We start from the raw sequence: 19,140 nt of genomic DNA, 5'->3' as shown, positions 1-19,140 counted from the left end.
AGGTACCGGGTGCGCGGTGACATGAGACGGCAACACATCGCGCCTAGTGTGTACTCATGCCCGAGTCCCGAGACCTCACCGTGCCCGGCGGACCTGCCCTCGACAATCTCGGCGTTCGTCTGCACGACGGCGTCGGTACCCTGCGTGTCTGGTCTCAGAACGCCTCCTCCATCGAGTTGGTCGTCTTCGACGCCACCGACCTCGACTGGGCGACGGACGAAGTGCCGCTCGAGCGACTCGCCGGGGGTGTCTGGGAGGTCACCACCGAACTGCTCCAACCGGGTGTGCGGTACGCCATCCGTGTCGGGGGTCCGCACGGCCCCGGGAACACGTTCAACCCGGAGACGCTGCTCCTCGACCCCTACGCCCGCGGCCTCGCGCAGGGAGACGGGTACGAGGAATGGCGCTCCGTGGTGATCGTCGACGGCTTCGATTGGGGCGAGTCGCAGAAGCCTCGGGTGCCGTTGGACCGCACTGTCATCTACGAGGGGCATCTCAAGGGCCTCACCAAACGTCATCCCGATGTTCCTCCCGCACTGCACGGCACCTACGCCGGGCTCGCCCACCCCGCGATGATCGCGTACTTCCACTCCCTGGGGATCACGTCGATCGAGCTGCTCCCGGTTCATGCCTTCGTGCCGGAACCTCGCCTCCTCGAGCGCGGTCTCACCAACTACTGGGGCTACAACACGCTGAACTTCTTCACCCCGCACACCGCCTACGCCACCGAGGAGGCCCGCAAGGAGGGGCCGGAGGCGGTGCTGGCCGAGTTCAAGGGCATGGTGCGGCTGCTGCACGAGGCAGGACTCGAGGTCATCCTCGACGTCGTGTACAACCACACGTCCGAAGAGGGCATCGGCGGTCCGCGCTCGAGCCTGCGCGGCATCGACAACGCGAACTACTACCGGCAGGATGAGTCCGGCGTCTACGTCGACACCACCGGGTGCGGCAACACCCTGAACACGGCGACCGATGCCGGTGCCCGACTCGTTCTGGACTCCCTGCGCTACTGGGCGCAGGAGATGCAGATCGACGGCTTCCGCTTCGACCTCGCCACGGCCATCGCCCGCGACGCCGCCCACACCTACACCCCGGAGCATCCGCTTCTCACCGCCATCGCGGACGATCCGATCCTCGCCGACACCAAGCTCATCGCCGAGCCATGGGACGTCGGTCTCGGCGGCTGGCAGACGGGCAACTTCCCGGCCGGCTGGCATGAGTGGAACGACCGCTATCGCGATCGGGTGCGCAACTTCTGGCTGAGCGACATCGACTACGCCCGGCGAGCATCTGCCCCGGTGGGCATCGGTGGATTCGCGACCCGTCTCGCCGGATCGTCGAACACCTTCAGCGAGGACCGCGGTCCGCTCGCCAGCGTGAACTTCGTCACGGCGCACGACGGCTTCACCCTGCACGACCTCGTCTCCTACGACGTCAAGCACAATGAGGCCAACGGCGAACAGAATCGCGACGGTGCGGACATGAACCGCGCGTTCAACCACGGAGTCGAGGGTCCGACAGACGACCCGACCATCCTCGCCTCGCGGCGCAAAGCCATGCGCAACCTGCTCGGAACGCTCCTGCTGTCCGCGGGCATTCCCATGCTCACCGCCGGCGACGAGGTCGGTCGCACCCAGCGAGGCAACAACAACGCCTATGCCCAGGACTCCGTCCTGACCTGGCTCGGTTGGGAGTTCGAGCCCTGGCAGGACGATCTGCGCGCCCACGTCTCCCGGCTCATCCGGCTGCGCCAGGAGAACCCCGCCTTGCGACCGAGCCGCTACGCGCGACTCGGCGAGCACATCCCCAACGCCTCGGTGATGGACTGGTACGACCAGAACGGGGAGACGATGGAGCAGGACCAATGGGCCGACCCAGGGAACCGGACGCTGCAGTACGTCGCCGCCTCCACTCCCGACACCGAGGCCTACAACCGCATCCTCCTGATCGTGCACGGTACCGAGTCGCCCATCGATGTACGCCTGCCCGTCGAGATCGAAGACGCGACCCGCTTCGTCTCGCTGTGGTCGAGTGCTCAGGAGCGCCCTTCCGATGACGAAGAGGTCTTCGCGCCTGGCGATGTGCTGCCGGTCTCGGGCACGTCGATGAGGCTGTTCCGCATCGAATGAAGCCGGCCGACGACGCACCCTCCGGCGCGCTACCCGTGGCCACGTCCGCGCGGTACATTCGGGAGGTGGCTGCACGTGCTGGTACTCGGTCCTCGGCTCTTCGGAGCCCCGCTCAGATCCCGACGCGCGCCCTGGGCGTTGCGGATTCTCCCGGTGCACTGCGGACGACCCGCATCCCGCTGCTCGACCCGTCGCCATCGGTACCCGGTGGCTTCAGGCCGAAGGCCTTCGTCGGCGAAGTGGTGCCCTTCAGCGTGGTCGCGTTCCGCGAGGGCCACGACGTCATCGGCGTGCACGTCCGGCTCACGTCCCCTTCCGGAGAAGAGACCCTGCATCGCCTCTCTCCCCGCGACGACGGCACCGACACCTGGTCGACGCCGATCGCGCTCGACGAACAGGGCGAATGGCTCTTCCGGTTCGAGGCCTTCTCCGATGACTTCGCGACCTGGGCGCACGCCGCGGAGCTGAAGGTCGCCGCCGGGGTCGACGTCCCGGTGATGGCAGCGCTGGGGGCAGATCTGCTGGCGCGGGCCGCCGCGGAGAAGGACCGCCCGGCACCGCAGCGGAAACGGCTCGGCGCAGACGCGGTATCCCTGCAGGACGGCGATGCCGCGACAACCATGGCGCTGGCGACGGATGCGGGATTGGTTCAGATCTTCCGCGACCGTCCCGTGACGACTCTGCGCTCCGCGACGCCGACACACACGCTGCATGCCGACCGGCGCGCGGCAGGTGTCGGCGCCTGGTACGAGTTCTTCCCCCGCTCCGAAGGCGCGCGGCGTCTGAAGGACGGAACTGTCAAGAGCGGCACGTTCCGCACCGCGACGCGTCGTCTGCCCGACGTCGCGGCGATGGGTTTCGACGTGGTGTATCTGGTGCCGATCCATCCGATCGGTTCCACCAATCGCAAGGGACGCAACAACACCCTCACCGCCGAGGCCGGAGACCCGGGTTCGCCGTACGCGATCGGCGCCACGGAAGGCGGGCACGATGCGATCCATCCCGAACTGGGCACCTCGCAGGATTTCCGGGCGTTCGTGCGCGCGGCACGGAGGGAAGGGCTCGAGGTCGCGCTCGACCTCGCACTCCAGGCCTCGCCCGACCATCCATGGGTGCGCGAGCATCCGGAGTGGTTCACGACCCTCCCGGACGGCACGATCGCCTACGCCGAGAACCCGCCGAAGAAGTACCAGGACATCTACCCTCTGAACTTCGACAACGATCCGGACGGCATCTACGCGGAGATGCTGCGGGTCGTGCAGCACTGGGTGGCGCAGGGCGTGAAGATCTTCCGCGTCGACAACCCGCACACGAAACCGCTCCAGTTCTGGGAATGGCTCATCGCAGAGGTGAACGCCGTCGACCCCGACGTGATCTTCCTCGCAGAGGCGTTCACCCGACCGGCCGTCATGCGCGCGCTCGCCGCGGTCGGTTTCCAGCAGAGCTACAGCTACTTCACCTGGCGCAACACGAAGGCCGAGCTCGAGGAGTTCCTCGGCTCGGTATCCCACGAGACCTCCGACTACATGAGGCCCAACCTCTTCGTGAACACCCACGACATCCTCACCGAGTACCTGCAGTTCGGTGGCAGGGCGGCCTACAGGATCCGCGCCTGCATCGCCGCGACGGCAGGTCCCGTATGGGGCGTTTACGCGGGCTACGAACTCTTCGAGAACGTCGCCCGTCCCGGGTCCGAAGAGAACATCGACAACGAGAAGTACGAGTACAAGTTCCGAGACTGGGTCGGCGCCGAGGCCCGCGGCGAATCGCTCGCTCCCCTGCTGCGCCGACTCAACGAGATCCGGGGCGCTCACCCCGCGTTGCAGCAGCTCCGCAACTTCCGCGCGCACTGGAGCGACGACGACGCGGTGCTCGTCTACAGCAAGCATCTGGCGGCGCCGTTCACCGGCACCGGTCGCGGAGACACCGTCATCGTCGTCGCCAACGTCGACCCGCACTCGGTGCGGGAGACCACCGTGCACCTCGACACGACCCAGTGGGGCATCCTCCCGGGCGAGGCCTTCGAGGTGGAGGACCTCCTCACGGGAGCCGTCTGGACCTGGACCGATCACAACTACGTGCGGCTCGACGCCTTCGCCGAGCCGGTGCACATCCTGAAGGTGAGGGAGCGATCATGAGCTACACGGAAGACGTCGCCGCATCCACCGAATGGGAGGCGGTCTCATCAGCCACGTACCACGATCCTCACTCCGTTCTCGGCGCGCATGCCCACAAGGATGCGGCCGATCGCACCGTCACCGTGATCCGTGCCAGACGCCCGCTCGCAGAAGCAGTCGCAGCCGTCTTCGACGACGGCAGCAGGCAGGAGCTCGCCCACGTCGCCCACGGCATCTGGGAGGGCGAGCACAGCGGTCCCCCGGTCCCTTACCGCATCGCCACGAGGTACGCAGATCACGATGAGACAGTGTCGGGCGACCCGTATCGGCATCCGCCGACGCTCGGCGACCTCGACCTGCACCTGATCGCCGAGGGGCGTCACGAACGCCTCTGGGAGGCGTTGGGCGCTCATGTGCGCACGTTCGACGGAGAGATCGGCGTCTCGTTCGCGGTCTGGGCGCCCAACGCCACTGCCGTGCGGGTGGTCGGCGACCACAACGACTGGAACGGCGAGCCCCACGCCATGCGCTCGATGGGCGTCAGCGGCGTCTGGGAGCTCTTCGTTCCAGGGCTGCCGATCGGCACCAGATACAAGTACCAGATCCGCACCCGCGAGGGGGCGTGGATCCTCAAGGCCGACCCGATGGCGCTCGCTGCCGAGGTTCCGCCCGACACGGCATCGATCGTGACGGCATCGACGCACAGCTGGTCGGATGGCGCGTGGATGACGCGCCGGGCGGCCACCCACGCCGTGGCGCAGCCGTTGTCGATCTACGAGGTCCACGTCGGCTCATGGCGGGCGGGCCTCGGGTACCGCGAGATCGCCGACCCGCTGATCCAGCATGTGACGGAATCGGGCTTCTCCCACGTCGAGTTCATGCCGCTGGCGGAGCATCCGTTCGGTGGATCGTGGGGCTATCAGGTCAGCGGATACTACGCCCCCACGAGCAGGTTCGGCACGCCCGACGACCTGCGCTACCTCATCGACCGTCTCCACCAGGCCGGCATCGGCGTGATCATGGACTGGGTTCCGGGCCACTTCCCCAAGGATGCCTTCGCGCTCGCGCGCTTCGACGGTCAGCCGCTCTACGAGCACCCGGACCCACGACGCGGAGAGCATCAGGACTGGGGAACACTCATCTTCGATTACGGCCGCCCGGAGGTCCGCGGATTCCTGGTCGCCAACGCCCTGTACTGGCTCCAGGAGTTCCATGTCGATGGGCTCCGTGTCGACGCCGTCGCCTCGATGCTCTACCTCGACTACTCCCGTCAACCGGGCGAATGGGAGCCGAACATCCATGGCGGGCGCGAGAACCTCGAGGCGATCCGCTTCCTGCAGGAGGTGAATGCCACCGCCTACCGGCTGCACCCGGGGATCCTGATGATCGCGGAGGAGTCCACCAGCTTCCCCGGCGTCACCGCTCCCACCGACCACGCAGGCCTGGGTTTCGGGTTCAAGTGGAACATGGGCTGGATGAACGACTCCCTGCAGTACATCTCACGCGACCCGATGTACCGCGGGCATCACGAGGGTGAGATGACCTTCTCCTTCGTCTACGCCTTCGGTGAGAACTATCTGCTTCCCATCAGCCACGACGAAGTCGTCCACGGCAAGGGCAGCCTGGTCGCAAAGATGCCGGGAGACCATTGGCACAAGCTGGCGAACGTGCGTGCGTACCTCGCCTACATGTGGGGGCACCCCGGCAAGAAGCTGCTGTTCATGGGGCAGGAGTTCGGCCAGCTGGCGGAGTGGTCGGAAGGGCGCGAGCTGGATTGGTGGCTCCTCGAGCAGCCCTCACATGCCCAGCTGCAGGACTTCATCGGCGAGATGAACCGTACCTACCGGGCGCAGGCCCCTCTCTGGGAACGCGACAACGACGGTTCGTCGTTCAGCCGCCTCGGTGCGCCGAGCTGGGAATCTACGGTGATCGCGTTCGAGAGGCGTGACGCGCACGGCGGGCGCCTGGTCGTCGTGAGCAACTTCGCCGGGGTGGAACGCACCGGGTATCAGCTCACCCTTCCTCGAGAAGGAGTGTGGCAGGAAGTGCTCAACACCGACGCGGCGGACTACGGGGGTCGAGGATCGGGCAACCTCGGGTTGGTCTATGCGAAACCCTCAGAAGGAGGAGCACCGCTCGCGACCCTGACGTTGCCCGCGCTCTCGACGCTGTGGCTGCGCTACCAGTCCGACCCTCACGTGCCGACGGTCAACCACGGCTGAGCGCGCCGGCGACTCGGCGCGTACCTCCCTAGAACAGCAGCGACGAAAGCCGGTTGCGCGCCGACACGACCCGCGGATCCTCCGCACCGATGAGCCCGAAGAGCTCGACCAGGCGCTCACGAACGGGCGTGCGCTGGTCGGACGGGAGCTGCGCGAACAGATCGAGCAGGCGACCGAAGGCGTCATCGACATGCCCGCCGGCGAGGTCGAGGTCGGCCACATCGAACTGCGCCTGGACGTCGAGCGGGCCCTCGGCCGCTGCGGCCCGTGCCGCCTGCAGATCGAGGCCCTGAACGCGGTCGAGCAGCCGTACCTGGCCGAGACCCGCGAGCGCGTCCGCATCCCGCGGGTTCTCCGCGAGCGCCTTCTCGTACGCCGTGATGGCGGCCGCGTAGTCGCCGACCTCGATCGCCGCGAACGCCTCAGCGTGCAGCGGGGGGAGCTCCGGCTCCACGGGAGGTTCCGGGTCCGCGCCCTCCTCGCCGACCGAGAGCGATCCGGTGACACCGTTCTGCGCCGCCACCTGCAGCAGCTGCGCGAAGACGTCGCGAACCTGCTGCTCCGGCACGGCCCCGGTGAACATCGGCACCGGCTGACCGGCGATCAGTGCCACCACCATCGGGATGGACTGGGCACGGAAGCTCTGCGCGAGCTGCGGATTCGCATCCACATCGACCTTGGCGAGCAGCACGCGTCCGCCGAGCTCGCGCGTCACCTTCTCGATGATCGGGCTCAGCTGCTTGCAGGGCCCGCACCACTCCGCCCAGAGGTCGACGACGACGGGAACGGTGCGCGAGAGCTCGAGGATCTGCCCGAACGTCTCGTCGGTCGCATCCACGACGACATCGGGCAGTCCCGGGGCGGGGGCGCCCTCTGCGGGAGATGCGGGCCGGTTGCGGAGACTCGACAGGTCGACGGCACCGCGCAGGGCGGCAGGAGAGATCTCACTCATTTGATCACCTTCACGGACAGGAGGTCCTGGTGGGCTGCCAGGAGCCGGATCTGCTCCGTCGAGCCCTTTGCCGGGACCGAGAAGAACAGCTGGAACTCGTAGGTCGTCTCGACGCCCTTCGCGGACTCGGTCGCGTCGGTGAGGGCCTTGGCTTGTGCATTGTCGCCGAAACGGATGGAGACGTCGTCTCCCGTCGGCGTCACCGTCTCGGTGTCGGTGAGGGTGACGGCGACGATCGCGCCGCTGTCCAGAGTCGTCATCGAGATGGGGGCATCCGTCGTCGGAGCCATGTCGAAGGCGGCCTTCGACGTGTCGGCGGCGCCCTTGTCGGCGAGAGCCTGGATCACGGCCTGACGGCTGTCGGTGATCGACTTGGCGTAGGTCAACGCCAGATCGTCGAACATGTCGTAGAACTCGCTCTGCTCCCCCTGGTCCACCACATCGGCGAAGGTCGAGGCGAGGTTCGCAGGCGGGATCGTCAGGAACGCGGAATCGGAGGGAACGAGCGATGTCCCGAGCCAGGATGCAGCGACCTCGGGAAAGACGGCGTCAGCAGACATCTCGGCGATGTTCGAGACCTTGTAGTTCGACCAGGGGTCGGCCTGCGTCATCGTGAGGACCACCGGCGGCACCGTGTCATCCCCGGTCTTCGACAGCATCAGCACCGTGCGCGGCCACTGATCGGTCGCTTCCGGAAGCACGACCTCGACCTGATCGGTCGGGATCGCCGCGGGCGGAACGGTGTCCGGGAGCTTCGAGCGCAGCGCATATTCCGTGGTCCGTGCTGCGAGAGCGGGTCCCTCGAAGCGGGTAGCGAGCAGGTCGAGGTCGAGTGCCGCGTCGGCTTCGCTCACCGTGCCGGCGAGCGTCTTCAAGATGCGCTTGGCCTGCGCTTCGGTCACCGCAGGGGGCTTCTGGTTCTCAGGCGCGATCACCGTCGGACTCGGAGACGGGGTCGGCGAGGCGTCGCCCAGCTGCGGCCACGAGTCCGACGAGCACCCGGCGGCAAGAAGCGCCGTGAGCCCGAGAGCCGGAAGCGCGAGCATGCGACGCCGGCGAGGCCGCGTGGCTGCGCGCATGGAGGTCTTCGCGTCGGGGTCCTTGCTCTCGTCCACGATCTCCGCCTCCTCGACGTCTCCGTCGGCCGGCGCCGCCGTTCCTGCGGAGGGTTCGCTGCGCGGAGCGCCGGACTCCTCGATCGCCGCGCGCTCAGACGGCGGAAGAACCGCGACGTCGATCGGTTCGGTCGCCGGGAGCGGACCCGGGCCCTTGCGCCGGGGGCCGCGGCCGCGGCGCTGATGGCGGATCGCGAGCACGTAGAGGATGAGGCCGAGCAGCAGCACGATTCCCCCGGCGACCATGAGAGGTCCCGCCCACGGCGTCGAGTTGTCCAGCGGCCAGGAGACCACGATGTCATCCGGCGCATCGGCTGTGCCGTCGTAGGCGACGAGCATGCTCGTGCCCTCGGGCAACTGCATGTTCTCGGCCGTGAGACGGTTGTCCTTGACGAACGAGTCGAGCCAGAGATCGGATCCCCGCGGATCACGCCCCGCGGACTCCGCGTCGGCGGAGTCGCCCTCAGCGCCGTCGCTCGGAGCATCGGTCTCGCCGTCAGCGGAGGGCGCCGTGACGTGCTCGACCGCCAGATCGCCGTTCTTCTTCAGCGTGACCTGGTTGTAGTCGGAGTCGGCGAGCCAGGCCTCCATGTCGGCGGTGCGACCATAGCTGCCGAAGATCTCGCCCTCTCCCCGGACGATCAGCGTCTGCGCGCCTGGATTCGCCCGAAGCACGTCGCCGTCGATGAGGACGAAGGGTGCCGGTTCATCGATCTCGACCTGGGTCTGCTGAGTGTCCGGCCCCATGAAGATGGTGCGCTGAGCAATCCCCGCGCCGATCAGCACGGCAGCCAGCACGAAGGCCACCACGGCCCATACGAAACGCACGAATAGTCTCCTCACGCATCGCCGGCACTTGCCAGCGACGCAACACTCGACATTTCAGACTAGCGAAATCAGCTGTGTGTTGCCCACGAGCAGGTTCAGTGCGGGCCGGACCGGCACGTCGTCGGTGCCGAGCCGGACGCTCTGGATAGCCTTGCTGCATCCGTCCTCGAGGAGCCTCCGAATGAAGATCCACAATCCCTTCCGCACCGCCCTGGTGGCGACGCTCGGCGTGGGATTGGGCATCCTGCTGATCAACAGCGTGCAGAACCTCTCCACGGTTCTGCTCTATCTCGGCACGGCTCTCTTCCTCAGTCTCGGACTCGATCCGCTCGTCTCGTTCCTGGAGCGCCGGCGTCTCCCCCGATGGCTCGCTGTCATCGTCACGATCCTCGCGGTGCTCGGCATCTTCGTCGGCATCGTGCTCATCGTCCTTCCCGTGCTGGTCGACCAGATCTCCCAGCTGATCGCCCAGATCACGGCGATCGTGCAACGCGGTACCGCGATCGACGACCTCAAGCAGTGGATGACGGACGCGTTCCCCAACCTGAGGGTCGATGATGTCTTCACCTACGTCGAGGACTGGCTCACCACGAACCTGACCGAGATCGGCGGTTCCATCGGCCAAGGGTTCCTCGTGGCGAGTGGCGCCGTGCTCAGCGGCCTGTTCGGTGCGTTCATCGTCCTCATCCTGACGATCTATCTCACGGCTTCCACGCCGTCCCTCAAACGGGCGGTCTACCAGTTGGCTCCGGCGTCGAAACGTGACAGGTTCATCGACCTGTCCGAACAGATCACGGATTCGGTCGGCTATTACGTCATGGGGCAGGTGACGCAGGGTGTCATCAACGGCGTGCTCAGCGCGATCTTCCTGTCGATCATCCAAGCACCGTTCCCCGCCGTCCTCGCGGTGATCGCGTTCTTCTTCTCCCTGATCCCGCTCGTCGGCACCTTGACCGGCTCCACGATCATCGTGCTGGTGTGTCTCATCCCCGGACTGGGCTCTCCGGCGACCGCGATCGCCGCTGCGATCTACTACCTGATCTACATGCAGATCGAGGCCTACATCATCTCGCCGCGCATCATGAGCCGTGCGGTCTCGGTACCGGGGGCTGTCGTCGTGGTCGCGGCACTCGCCGGAGGAAGCCTTCTCGGTCTGCTGGGCGCGCTGATCGCCATCCCGGTCGCCGCGAGCATCCTGATCATCTACCGGCAGGTGCTCATCCCGCGGATGAACGAGCTCTGAGCCTGCTGCGCGTCAGTCGTCGGCCGGCCAGTGCGTGGTGAGAGGCAGCGCCGCAGGATTGACCGCGGCCACGATCTCCGTCAGCACGCGTCGCGTCTGGGTCTCGCCCACCCAGAGGTGCTTCCCTCCGTCCACCGCGATCAGCTGTGCGTGCGGGATCGCAGCGAACCTTTCGCGGGCCTCGGCGGGGCGCAGGTAGTCATCCAGCTCCGGTACCAGGACGACCACGCGTCGGTCGATCGTCGCCCACGCGGCGACCTCTTCCGGTGTCGCGCGGTGCAAGGGCGGCGAAAGGAGGATGATCCCCTCGATGTCGTGTTCCCGACCGTACTTCAACGCGAGTTCCGTGCCGAAGGACCATCCCAGCAGCCAGGGGCGAGGCAGAGCGCGCTCACGGGCGAAGTCCATCGCTGCCGCGACGTCGAACTGTTCGGACGCCCCGCCGTCGAAGGATCCGTCACTCGTCCCACGAGGTGAGGTGGTCCCCCTCGTGTTGAATCGCAGCACGGCCAGATCCGCGAGGGCCGGAAGACGTGCCGCCGCTTTGCGGATGATGTGCGAATCCATGAACCCGCCGGCCGTAGGCAGGGGATGAAGCGTCACGAGAGTCGCGACAGGCGTCGTGGTCTCCGGCACGGCGAGCTCTCCGACCAACGTGAGACCGTCAGCGGTCTTCAGCTCGATGTCTTCGCGTCGCGCCGGAAGCTCCAGTGGTCCTCGGATCTCGATGCTCATGCAAGCCTCCAACAGTGTGTGTGCCAATGACGCCGTGCGGCGAGGTCGGCCGCGTCGCCGAGCACGCCGTCCGCGCGCCAGGCGACGAGATGCGCGGTTCCGGCGACGATCGATCGACCGCAGCCCGGGCAGAGGTAGTCCTTCTGCGCCTGCGCCCCGGAAACCGGTTGCACGGTCCACTCACCGCCGCGGCGGGTCTCGGTACGCTTCCAGCCCGCGAGGAGGCGATCGAAGGATTCCTCGTGGTCAGGGCGCTCCGAAGGACGTCTGCGAGAGCGGGGCATACTGCCTGCTCACCACCAGTGGTTGTTGACCCAGAAGTTGTACGCACCGGCCCAGCTGCCGTAGCGGCCGGTGGCGTACCCGGTCGCCCAGCGAAGGTTGTCGACCGGATTGTAGCCGTTGCCGGGCACCTTGCTGCACGGCAGGGCCTGCACCAGACCGCAGGCACCGGAGGACTTGTTCGTGGCGTTCGGGTTCCAACCGCTCTCGCGGGACACGACGTAGTCGACGTACTGCCAGTCGCTCTGCGCAATGCCGGCTGCCGCCATCCACTCTGCAGGAGCACCGCCTCCCGTGTAGGGAGGAAGGCTACCTCCGGAAGACTTTCCGGAGGATCCCCCACGGGGTGCTGCAGCCACGGTCGGGACCGGAGCCGGCTTCGGCTTCACATAGACCTCGAATCCTCCGCGCACGACGGGTGCGATCTCGGCACCTTCGACGGTGACGGTGAGGTTCTGAGTGTCCGCGAGCGCAAGCGAATAGGCGGAGTCCGGCGACTCCTCAGGGGCGGGCGCGGCCAGAGCCACGCCGGTCGGTGCGACCAATGCACCGGCGAAACCCACGACGGCGAGGGCACTGAAGACCCCGACGACACCACGGCTGCGAGACCAGCGTCGTGTGCCCGTGCGCGCCAAACGAGCCTTCACCGCGGGCACCGGCGAGAGGTCGTTTCTTTCGAGATTCATGTCGTTTCGGGAGTTCACGATGAGGGACAGTCTACGCAAGAGTGCCTGGATCGACCATCAGGAACCTCAGCGAACGGCGAGAATCACGTCGATCGTGGCGTCCAGAAGGGCATCCACCTGCTCTTCGCGGTATCCCCCACGCTGCATCCGGAACGCCGCCGAGCGCAACTGCTCGGCGGTCAGCGCATCGCCGTCACGGAGATACCGCACGATACGCGTCGACACATGATCGACCTCATCGAGACGGTACCCGAAGGTGAGCACTCCGGTACGGGCGAAGCGGTGGCGCCGTGGTCGCGCCAGGTGATCCAGGATCACCTGCGCGTCTGCTCTGGCCTGCTCCACCCAGGCACCTGCTCCCGCGGATCGCACCGCGCGTTCGCGTTCTCGAGCGGCGAAGGCGTCTTCGACACGGCCGAGCGCCGCGTCGACATCCGCGACGACGTATCCGTTCTTCACCAGCGGGAAGGAGGCCGTCCGCACATCGTCCGCGCTGAGTTCATCGCCGCCCGCCTCGAACGCGCGGCGGGCAGATGCGAGGAACGTGTCGACGGCTGCCCGGTGATAGCCACGCACCCGACCTGAGGTGAGTGCGAATGCCGGCGGCGTCGATTCCGCCTGTTCGTCGAGCTGATCTTCGTTCATCACAGAACCACCCAAGGAGAGAAGAGGAAATACAGGCAGAGCGCAGGGATCGTCGAGGGCAGAATGCTGTCGAGTCGATCGAGCAGCCCTCCGTGCCCGGGGAGCCAGGAGCTCATGTCCTTGATGCCGAGGTCGCGCTTGAGCATCGATTCACCGAGGTCCCCCAGTGTCGCGGAGAGCAGGATCGACGCGCCGAAGATCACGCCGCACCACCACGGCAGCTCCAGGAGGAAGATCGCGAGCAGCACCCCCGCAGCGAGCGAGGCGATGACGGCGCCGCCGAAACCCTCCCAGGTCTTCTTCGGGCTGATCTTCGGAGCCATCGGGTGACGGCCGAAGGCGAGACCGGCGGCGTACGCGCCCGTGTCGGCCGCTACGGCGATCGCGATGAAGCTGAGGACCCACCATTGACCGCCCTCCTGCTTGAGGAGGATGAGCGCGATTCCCGCGAGGAAGGGGACGTAGACCTGCACGAACCCGCTCGTGACGGCGTCGGCGAGGACGTCCCCGTAGGTGCGGCCGTCCTTCTCCACCATCTGCGCGATGAGCCGCCACACGATGACGAACGCGACGGACACGAAGAGCATCACCCAGCACAACCACGGCTCGGCGAAGTACGCCGAGAGCACGAGGAACGCAGCGGCGATCAGCTGAGGGACCACGTCGACGCGACGACCCGAGCTCCGCAGAGCTCGGGAGAGCTCGTAGACCCCGAGCAAGGCGGCCGCGAGAGCGAACGGGACGAAGAGCACCTTGAGGAAGAGCAGCGATCCCAGGAGCGCGGCGCCGAAGGCGAGACCGATCAGGATGGCGAGCACGAGATCGCGACCCGTGCGCTCTTTGATACGTTCGTTCGCCTGGTCGAGCTGGTCGCGTGCATGGGAGACATGGCTGCCGAGTTCATCCCGTGCCGCGCGCCACTGTTCCCGGATAGCGTTGTGATCCGCCGTGTCCAGCGGACCGACGCCGCCCGAGGGCGCGCCCTCCGAAGCTGCGGGAAGCGGTGGGCGCGGAGGGACGGCAGCCGCGTCGAAAGACGGGAACGCGGCGTCAACGAGCGGGACGCCGTCGGATGGGGTCTTCCCGTTCCCGCCGTGACGCGTGAACAACCCATCGTCGTCGGCATCTCGCGTTTCGTCAGACATCCCGACTACACCTCGAGGAGTTCTGCCTCTTTGCGCTTCAGCGCGTCATCGATGAGCTCGACGTGCTGACGTGTCAGGACGTCGAGCTCCTTCTCTCCTCGCGCGATCTCGTCCTCACCGAGCTCGCTCTTGAGGGCATCGAGCTCGTCCTTGGCCTTGCGACGGATACCACGGACGTGGACCTTCGCGTCCTCGGCCTTGGTCTTGACGAGCTTGACGTACTCCTTGCGGCGCTCGGCCGTGAGCTCCGGCATCGTCACGCGAACGAGGTTGCCGTCGTTCGTCGGGTTGGCTCCGAGGTTGGGCATGTCACGGATCGCCTGTTCGATCGCCTTCAGCGCCGACTTGTCGTACGGCGTGATGATGAGCGTGCGAGCTTCCTGGTTCGCCAGGGAGGCGAGCTGGGCGATCGGCGTGGGAGTGCCGTAGTAGTCCACGAGGACCTTCTGGAACATCTGCGGGTTCGCACGACCGGTGCGCACAGTGGAGAAGTCCTCCTTGGCAGCTTCGACCGCCCGGTTCATGCGAGTGGTGGTTTCAGCGAGGACGTCCGCGATCACGGTGACTCCTATCGTCGGGGTGTTCTGCAAATTCTATCGGGCGAAGTCGTCTCCGCCGTGTCACACGCTCAGGCGGTGACGAGGGTTCCGATCGGCTCGCCGAGGAGCGCACGGGTCACGTTCCCGGCGGGCTCCATGCCGAACACGCGCATGTCCATGCTGTTGTCCATGCACAGGCTGAAGGCGGTCGAGTCGACGACCTTGAGACCACGCTGGAGCGCATCGCGATAGGTGACGCGCTCGATGCGCTCCGCGTCGGCATGCTTGTTGGGGTCGGCGGTGTAGATGGCGTCGACGCCGTTCTTGGCGACGAGGACCTCGTCCGCGCCGATCTCGAGCGCACGCTGTGCCGCGACGGTGTCAGTGGAGAAGTACGGGAGTCCGGCCCCGGCACCGAAGATGACGACCCGCCCCTTCTCGAGATGACGCTCAGCCCGGCGCGGAATGTACGGCTCGGCGACCTGGGTCATCGAGATGGCGGACTGCACACGGGTGGCGGCCCCGGCCTGCTCGAGGAAATCCTGCAGGGCGAGCGCGTTCATGACCGTGCCGAGCATGCCCATGTAGTCGGCGCGACCGCGGTCCATGCCTCGCTGGCTCAGTTCTGCGCCGCGGAAGAAGTTGCCCCCGCCGACGACGATCGCGACCTCGACGCGGTCCACCGCAGCAGCGATGTCACGGGCGATCTGCGAGACCACGTCGGGGCTGACACCCAGCTGTCCCGCTCCGAATGCCTCTCCGGAGAGCTTGAGAAGGACGCGTCGGCGTCCGGTGCGTTCAGTCATGGGTGGGTGTCCTCTCGTCCCGATTCAAGATAGTGCCTCGTGGGCATGAAGAAGGGGTTCGGATCTTGGCGATCCGAACCCCTTCGACGGTGCTACGCGCCGACCTTGAAGCGCGCGAAGTCCGTCACGGTGATACCGGCGTCCTTCGCCACCTGGGCGACCGACAGCTTGTTGTCCTTGGCATAGTCCTGCTCGAGCAGAGCGACCTGCTTGATGAACGCAGAGACGCGGCCTTCGACGATCTTCGGGAGAGCCGCTTCCGGCTTGCCCTCGTTGCGGGAGATCTCAGTGACGATCTCGCGCTCCTTCTCGACCGCGTCAGCCGGCACGTCTTCACGCGACAGGTAGGACGGGTTGGCGAACGAGATGTGCTGAGCGATGCTGCGCGCGGTCTCGGCATCGTCACCCGAGTAGGCGACGACGACGCCGATCTGCGGCGGCAGGTCCTTGCTCGTGCGGTGCAGGTAGACCTCGACCTTGTCGCCGGTGATCGTGCGCACGCGGCGCAGCTCGACCTTCTCGCCGATGATCGCGGCCTCTTCGGAGATGACCTGCTCGACGCTCTTGTCGCCGGCAGAGGCGGCGAGGGCGGCGTCGACCGAGTCGGCCTTGACCGCTGCTGCAGCGTCGGCGACCTTGTCGGCCAGCGCGATGAAGCGCTCGTTCTTCGCGACGAAGTCGGTCTCGCAGGCGAGCTCGATGAGCGTCACGGCGCCGTCCTGCTCGCGAGCGACGATCAGTCCCTCGCTCGTGGAACGGTCAGCGCGCTTCGCGTTGCCCTTCGCCCCCTTGAGACGCAGGATCTCGGTGGCCTTCGCGACGTCTCCGTCAGCCTCCTCGAGCGCCTTCTTGGTGTCGACCATTCCGGTGCCGAGCTGCTCACGCAGCGCCTTGAGGTCAGCGATGGTGAAGTTGGCCATGTGTGGTGGCTCCTTGCTTCGTTAGGTGTGTGTACGAGGGATTACTTGGCGTCAGCAGCCTCGGCGGCGGCGACCTCAGCGGTCTCCTCACCGGAAGCGGCGGCGATCGCCTCGTCGTGCGCCTCAGCACCGGCCTCGTCGGCAGCGGTCTCGTCGGCGGCGGGCGTCTCGACGACGGCAGCGGCGTCATCTGCCGTGGCGACCTCGGCGGCGTCAGCGGACTCCTGAACCTCCTGTGCGGGAGTCTCGAGGAGCTCCTTCTCCCAGTCGGCCAGCGGCTCGGCGTCGCCGGTCTCCGGGTTGTGCTTCTGCTGCAGGCCCTCGGCCGCGGCGTCGGCGATGATGCGCGTCAGCAGCGAGACGGAGCGGATCGCGTCGTCGTTGCCGGGGATCGGGTACTGGAAGTCATCCGGGTCGGCGTTCGTGTCGAGGATGCCGATCACGGGGATGCCGAGCTTCTTGGCCTCATCGATCGCGAGGTGCTCACGCTTGGCGTCGACGACCCAGATGGCCGAGGGCGTCTTGGTGAGGTTGCGGATACCGCCCAGCGACTTGTGCAGCTTGTCGAGCTCGCGCTTCTTGAGCAGGAGCTCCTTCTTGGTGAAGCCGCTGTTCGCGGGGACCTCGTAGTCGAGCTCCTCGAGCTCCTTCATACGAGCGAGACGCTTGGAGATCGTCTGGAAGTTGGTGAGGAGTCCACCGAGCCAGCGCTGGTTGACGAAGGGCTGACCCACACGGGTCGCCTGCTCGGCGAGGATCTCCTGCGCCTGCTTCTTGGTGCCGACGAAGAGGATCGTGCCACCGTGGGCGACGGTCTCCTTGACGAAGTCGTAGGCCTTGTCGATGTAACCCAGCGACTGCTGCAGGTCGATGATGTGGATACCGCTGCGCTCGGTGAGGATGAAGCGCTTGACCTTCGGGTTCCACCGACGGGTCTGGTGTCCGAAGTGCACGCCGCTGTCGAGCAGCTGGCGGATGGTGACCACAGCCATGGTCGTCTCCTGGTTCTGGCGCGGTTCTGCGCCGTTGAGGTTGCAAGCCGATCGGATGATCGGACTTCCTGGTGCCCGGCTCACGCCCGCCTTATCGAGGAGAAGGACCTGTGGGAGTGGATGCCGCGAAGTGAATCGCTTTGGGCACGCGTAGTCACCTCGATTTCGAGGTGCTCCCCCAGCATACAGGATCGCGCGGGCACTCACCCTGCACCTCACGCCGCACGCCGGTCTTGTTCCGGTGTCCCGCGGCGGCCGACCATTCCGGTGCCCGCGACGGAGTGCACCCGACCAGACTCGCACCATGCGCACAGTCCCCCGAGCCCTTTCCCTTCTCGTCGTCGCTCTGCTGCTCGCTCTCACCGCGCCGGCTCCCGTGGCGGCGGCGGAAGCTCCCTCGACAACCGAATGGCCTCGCTGGAGCTGGCCGGTGGCCGGGCCTCGCGCTGTCGCGGCTCCGTTTCGCGCGCCCGCGCACGAGTACGGTGTCGGCCATCGCGGCGTCGATCTGGTCGCCGTGGTCGGCGCAGAGGTGTCCGCCCCCGCGGACGGTGTGGTCGCCTTCCGCGGCACCGTGGTGGATCGGCCGCTCCTCACCATCGAGCACACCGGCGGCCTCGTGACGACTCTCGAACCCGTTCGGTCGACGCTCGTCGCGGGTGATGTCGTCACGGCCGGGCAGGCGCTCGGAGTCTTGGATATCGGCGGGCACACCGCCGCGGGTTCCCTCCACCTCGGCGTGCGGCTGGACGGCGACTACATCAATCCCCTGCTGCTCTTCGACGACGTTCCGAGGGCCGTCCTGCTCCCCTGCTGCGAAGCACGCTGAGCGACGGGGGCTTAGCGAGAGATCATGCGCGCGGATGGGCCAGTCGATAGGTCGCCGTCAGACGCTCGGTGGAGACGTGGGTGTATATCTGCGTCGTACTGAGGCTGGCGTGTCCGAGGATCTCCTGGACCGCCCTCAGATCGGCTCCCCCGTCGAGCAGATGAGTGGCCGCGGTGTGCCGCAGAGCGTGAGGACCGATCGTCTCGGCGCCCACGATCGGCGCGAGAACCCGTGCGACGAGTTCGTATACGGCCCGCGGCCCTACCCTGCCACCGCGGCTGCCCAGGATCACGGCAGGGGTGAAGGTTCGGGCGCGCGCGACGAGCACCGGCCTACCGCGCCTCAGGTACGCCGACAATGCGTCGCGCGCCGGAGTGCCGTAGGGCACGATGCGTTCCTTCGCGCCTTTGCCGAGCACTCGCGCCGTACCGCGGTCGAGATCGAGATCGTCGATGTCCAGTCCGCAGAGCTCGGAGACACGGATACCGGAGCCGTACAGCAGCTCGAGGATGGCGTGGTCTCTCAACGCGATCGGGTCGCCCTCTTCGGCGGCGTCGCGGTGAGAATCCAGAAGTGCCGACATCGCGTCCCGCGAGGCGACCGTCGGCAACGTCCTTCCCCTCTTCGGGGCGACCAGGCGCAGGCTCGGATCATGCGTGATGAGCGCCTGCTCCTGAGCCCAATTGAAGAATGAGCGGGCCGTGGCGGCGCGGCGCGCGAGGGTCGATCTGGCGTCGCCACGCTGAGTGGCGCGCCACAGCCAGTCCCGAAGCACCTCGAGGTCGACCGACTCGAGGGGAACACCACCCGCCGCGGCGTCGAGGTCTCGCAGGTCTGAGCGATAGGCCTTGACGGTCGCGGCGGACAGCCGGCGCACCTTCTCCAGGTGTTCGGCGAACGCCTCCGTCGCGGCAGCGAGATCCATGAGTCCAGCTTGCCCCGCGCATGCTCTGTC

General features: G+C 66.9%; 17 protein-coding genes. 5 read left to right on the top strand and 12 right to left on the bottom strand.

Going from position 1 to position 19,140, the window contains the following annotated elements; translation table 11 throughout:
• Positions 1-56 precede the first annotated feature (56 nt).
• The 3 genes from glgX (at position 57) to glgB (ending at position 6,468) form a co-directional block, all read left to right on the top strand.
• Positions 57-2,129 (top strand): glycogen debranching protein GlgX, encoded by a 2,073-nt coding sequence (gene glgX, locus ACLFA2_RS18040; protein WP_021200493.1) that lies wholly within the window; start codon positions 57-59, stop codon positions 2,127-2,129.
• 65 nt (positions 2,130-2,194) lie between these two features.
• The gene (locus ACLFA2_RS18035; protein ID WP_031207621.1) at positions 2,195-4,267 is read left to right on the top strand and encodes an alpha-1,4-glucan--maltose-1-phosphate maltosyltransferase; all 2,073 of its coding nucleotides are present in this window, start codon (positions 2,195-2,197) and stop codon (positions 4,265-4,267) included.
• Positions 4,264-6,468 (top strand): 1,4-alpha-glucan branching protein GlgB, encoded by a 2,205-nt coding sequence (gene glgB / locus ACLFA2_RS18030; protein WP_426621753.1) that lies wholly within the window; start codon positions 4,264-4,266, stop codon positions 6,466-6,468. The genes ACLFA2_RS18035 and glgB overlap by 4 nt, the downstream gene beginning before the upstream one ends.
• A 28-nt stretch (positions 6,469-6,496) precedes the next feature.
• On the opposite strand, the gene ACLFA2_RS18025 is transcribed toward glgB, so the two are convergent.
• The gene (locus tag ACLFA2_RS18025; protein ID WP_029265439.1) at positions 6,497-7,420 is read right to left on the bottom strand and encodes a tetratricopeptide repeat protein; all 924 of its coding nucleotides are present in this window, start codon (positions 7,418-7,420) and stop codon (positions 6,497-6,499) included.
• Positions 7,417-9,363 (bottom strand): glycosyl transferase, encoded by a 1,947-nt coding sequence (locus ACLFA2_RS18020; protein ID WP_426621752.1) that lies wholly within the window; start codon positions 9,361-9,363, stop codon positions 7,417-7,419. The genes ACLFA2_RS18025 and ACLFA2_RS18020 overlap by 4 nt, the downstream gene beginning before the upstream one ends.
• Positions 9,364-9,544: 181 nt before the next feature.
• On the opposite strand from ACLFA2_RS18020, the gene ACLFA2_RS18015 reads away from it, so the two are divergent.
• Positions 9,545-10,606, top strand: a complete 1,062-nt coding sequence (locus tag ACLFA2_RS18015; protein WP_021200487.1) for an AI-2E family transporter — start codon at positions 9,545-9,547, stop codon at positions 10,604-10,606.
• Positions 10,607-10,618: 12 nt separating this feature from the next.
• Here ACLFA2_RS18015 and ACLFA2_RS18010 read toward each other — a convergent pair whose 3' ends face one another.
• The 9 genes from ACLFA2_RS18010 to rpsB all read right to left on the bottom strand — a co-directional run bounded on the left by ACLFA2_RS18010 (position 10,619) and on the right by rpsB (position 17,356).
• Positions 10,619-11,341 (bottom strand): alpha/beta hydrolase, encoded by a 723-nt coding sequence (locus ACLFA2_RS18010; RefSeq protein ID WP_029265441.1) that lies wholly within the window; start codon positions 11,339-11,341, stop codon positions 10,619-10,621.
• Positions 11,338-11,625, bottom strand: a complete 288-nt coding sequence (locus tag ACLFA2_RS18005) for a hypothetical protein (RefSeq protein WP_029265442.1) — start codon at positions 11,623-11,625, stop codon at positions 11,338-11,340. The genes ACLFA2_RS18010 and ACLFA2_RS18005 overlap by 4 nt, the downstream gene beginning before the upstream one ends.
• A 9-nt stretch (positions 11,626-11,634) precedes the next feature.
• Positions 11,635-12,309 (bottom strand): transglycosylase SLT domain-containing protein, encoded by a 675-nt coding sequence (locus ACLFA2_RS18000; protein ID WP_347122709.1) that lies wholly within the window; start codon positions 12,307-12,309, stop codon positions 11,635-11,637.
• A gap of 66 nt (positions 12,310-12,375) precedes the next feature.
• On the bottom strand, positions 12,376-12,954 hold the full coding sequence (locus ACLFA2_RS17995) for a DivIVA domain-containing protein (protein ID WP_292763676.1): 579 nt from the start codon (positions 12,952-12,954) through the stop codon (positions 12,376-12,378).
• Positions 12,954-14,099: a phosphatidate cytidylyltransferase gene (locus tag ACLFA2_RS17990; RefSeq protein WP_426621751.1), complete on the bottom strand. Its 1,146-nt coding sequence runs from the start codon at positions 14,097-14,099 to the stop codon at positions 12,954-12,956. The genes ACLFA2_RS17995 and ACLFA2_RS17990 overlap by 1 nt, the downstream gene beginning before the upstream one ends.
• Before the next feature lie 5 nt (positions 14,100-14,104).
• Positions 14,105-14,659, bottom strand: coding sequence for a ribosome recycling factor (gene frr / locus ACLFA2_RS17985; RefSeq protein ID WP_021200482.1), 555 nt, complete (start codon positions 14,657-14,659; stop codon positions 14,105-14,107).
• Between the two features lie 68 nt (positions 14,660-14,727).
• The gene (gene pyrH / locus ACLFA2_RS17980) at positions 14,728-15,444 is read right to left on the bottom strand and encodes a UMP kinase (protein ID WP_017830711.1); all 717 of its coding nucleotides are present in this window, start codon (positions 15,442-15,444) and stop codon (positions 14,728-14,730) included.
• Between the two features lie 92 nt (positions 15,445-15,536).
• Complete coding sequence (gene tsf, locus ACLFA2_RS17975; protein WP_029259163.1) at positions 15,537-16,364, bottom strand: translation elongation factor Ts; 828 nt, start codon at positions 16,362-16,364, stop codon at positions 15,537-15,539.
• A 41-nt stretch (positions 16,365-16,405) separates the two neighbouring features.
• Entirely contained in the window at positions 16,406-17,356 is a 951-nt protein-coding gene (gene rpsB / locus ACLFA2_RS17970) for a 30S ribosomal protein S2 (RefSeq protein WP_021200480.1), read from the bottom strand.
• Between the two features lie 304 nt (positions 17,357-17,660).
• Between rpsB and ACLFA2_RS17965 the strand changes: the two genes are divergently transcribed.
• Positions 17,661-18,185: a murein hydrolase activator EnvC family protein gene (locus ACLFA2_RS17965; RefSeq protein WP_426621750.1), complete on the top strand. Its 525-nt coding sequence runs from the start codon at positions 17,661-17,663 to the stop codon at positions 18,183-18,185.
• Positions 18,186-18,207: 22 nt separating this feature from the next.
• On the opposite strand, the gene ACLFA2_RS17960 is transcribed toward ACLFA2_RS17965, so the two are convergent.
• The gene (locus tag ACLFA2_RS17960; RefSeq protein ID WP_426621749.1) at positions 18,208-19,110 is read right to left on the bottom strand and encodes a tyrosine recombinase XerC; all 903 of its coding nucleotides are present in this window, start codon (positions 19,108-19,110) and stop codon (positions 18,208-18,210) included.
• Between the last annotated feature and the right edge of the window lie 30 nt (positions 19,111-19,140).

This window comes from Microbacterium sp. As-52, assembly GCF_049949185.1.
In the GTDB taxonomy this organism is placed as follows: Bacteria; Actinomycetota; Actinomycetes; order Actinomycetales; family Microbacteriaceae; genus Microbacterium; species Microbacterium maritypicum_A.
The sequence above is the reverse complement of the archived record's forward strand: the minus strand, read 5'-3'. Positions and strand labels throughout refer to the sequence as shown.

What these genes read in the sequence shown, in the direction of transcription:
- ACLFA2_RS17990 (WP_426621751.1), bottom strand. Translation starts at nt 14,099, where the DNA reads ATGTCTGACGAAACGCGAGATGCCGACGACGATGGGTTGTTCACGCGT.
- glgX (WP_021200493.1), top strand. Translation starts at nt 57, where the DNA reads ATGCCCGAGTCCCGAGACCTCACCGTGCCCGGCGGACCTGCCCTCGAC.
- ACLFA2_RS18010 (WP_029265441.1), bottom strand. Translation starts at nt 11,341, where the DNA reads ATGAGCATCGAGATCCGAGGACCACTGGAGCTTCCGGCGCGACGCGAA.
- rpsB (WP_021200480.1), bottom strand. Translation starts at nt 17,356, where the DNA reads ATGGCTGTGGTCACCATCCGCCAGCTGCTCGACAGCGGCGTGCACTTC.
- glgB (WP_426621753.1), top strand. Translation starts at nt 4,264, where the DNA reads ATGAGCTACACGGAAGACGTCGCCGCATCCACCGAATGGGAGGCGGTC.
- pyrH (WP_017830711.1), bottom strand. Translation starts at nt 15,444, where the DNA reads ATGACTGAACGCACCGGACGCCGACGCGTCCTTCTCAAGCTCTCCGGA.
- ACLFA2_RS18005 (WP_029265442.1), bottom strand. Translation starts at nt 11,625, where the DNA reads ATGCCCCGCTCTCGCAGACGTCCTTCGGAGCGCCCTGACCACGAGGAA.
- tsf (WP_029259163.1), bottom strand. Translation starts at nt 16,364, where the DNA reads ATGGCCAACTTCACCATCGCTGACCTCAAGGCGCTGCGTGAGCAGCTC.
- ACLFA2_RS17995 (WP_292763676.1), bottom strand. Translation starts at nt 12,954, where the DNA reads ATGAACGAAGATCAGCTCGACGAACAGGCGGAATCGACGCCGCCGGCA.
- ACLFA2_RS18025 (WP_029265439.1), bottom strand. Translation starts at nt 7,420, where the DNA reads ATGAGTGAGATCTCTCCTGCCGCCCTGCGCGGTGCCGTCGACCTGTCG.
- ACLFA2_RS18000 (WP_347122709.1), bottom strand. Translation starts at nt 12,309, where the DNA reads ATGAATCTCGAAAGAAACGACCTCTCGCCGGTGCCCGCGGTGAAGGCT.
- ACLFA2_RS17960 (WP_426621749.1), bottom strand. Translation starts at nt 19,110, where the DNA reads ATGGATCTCGCTGCCGCGACGGAGGCGTTCGCCGAACACCTGGAGAAG.
- ACLFA2_RS17965 (WP_426621750.1), top strand. Translation starts at nt 17,661, where the DNA reads ATGCGCACAGTCCCCCGAGCCCTTTCCCTTCTCGTCGTCGCTCTGCTG.
- ACLFA2_RS18015 (WP_021200487.1), top strand. Translation starts at nt 9,545, where the DNA reads ATGAAGATCCACAATCCCTTCCGCACCGCCCTGGTGGCGACGCTCGGC.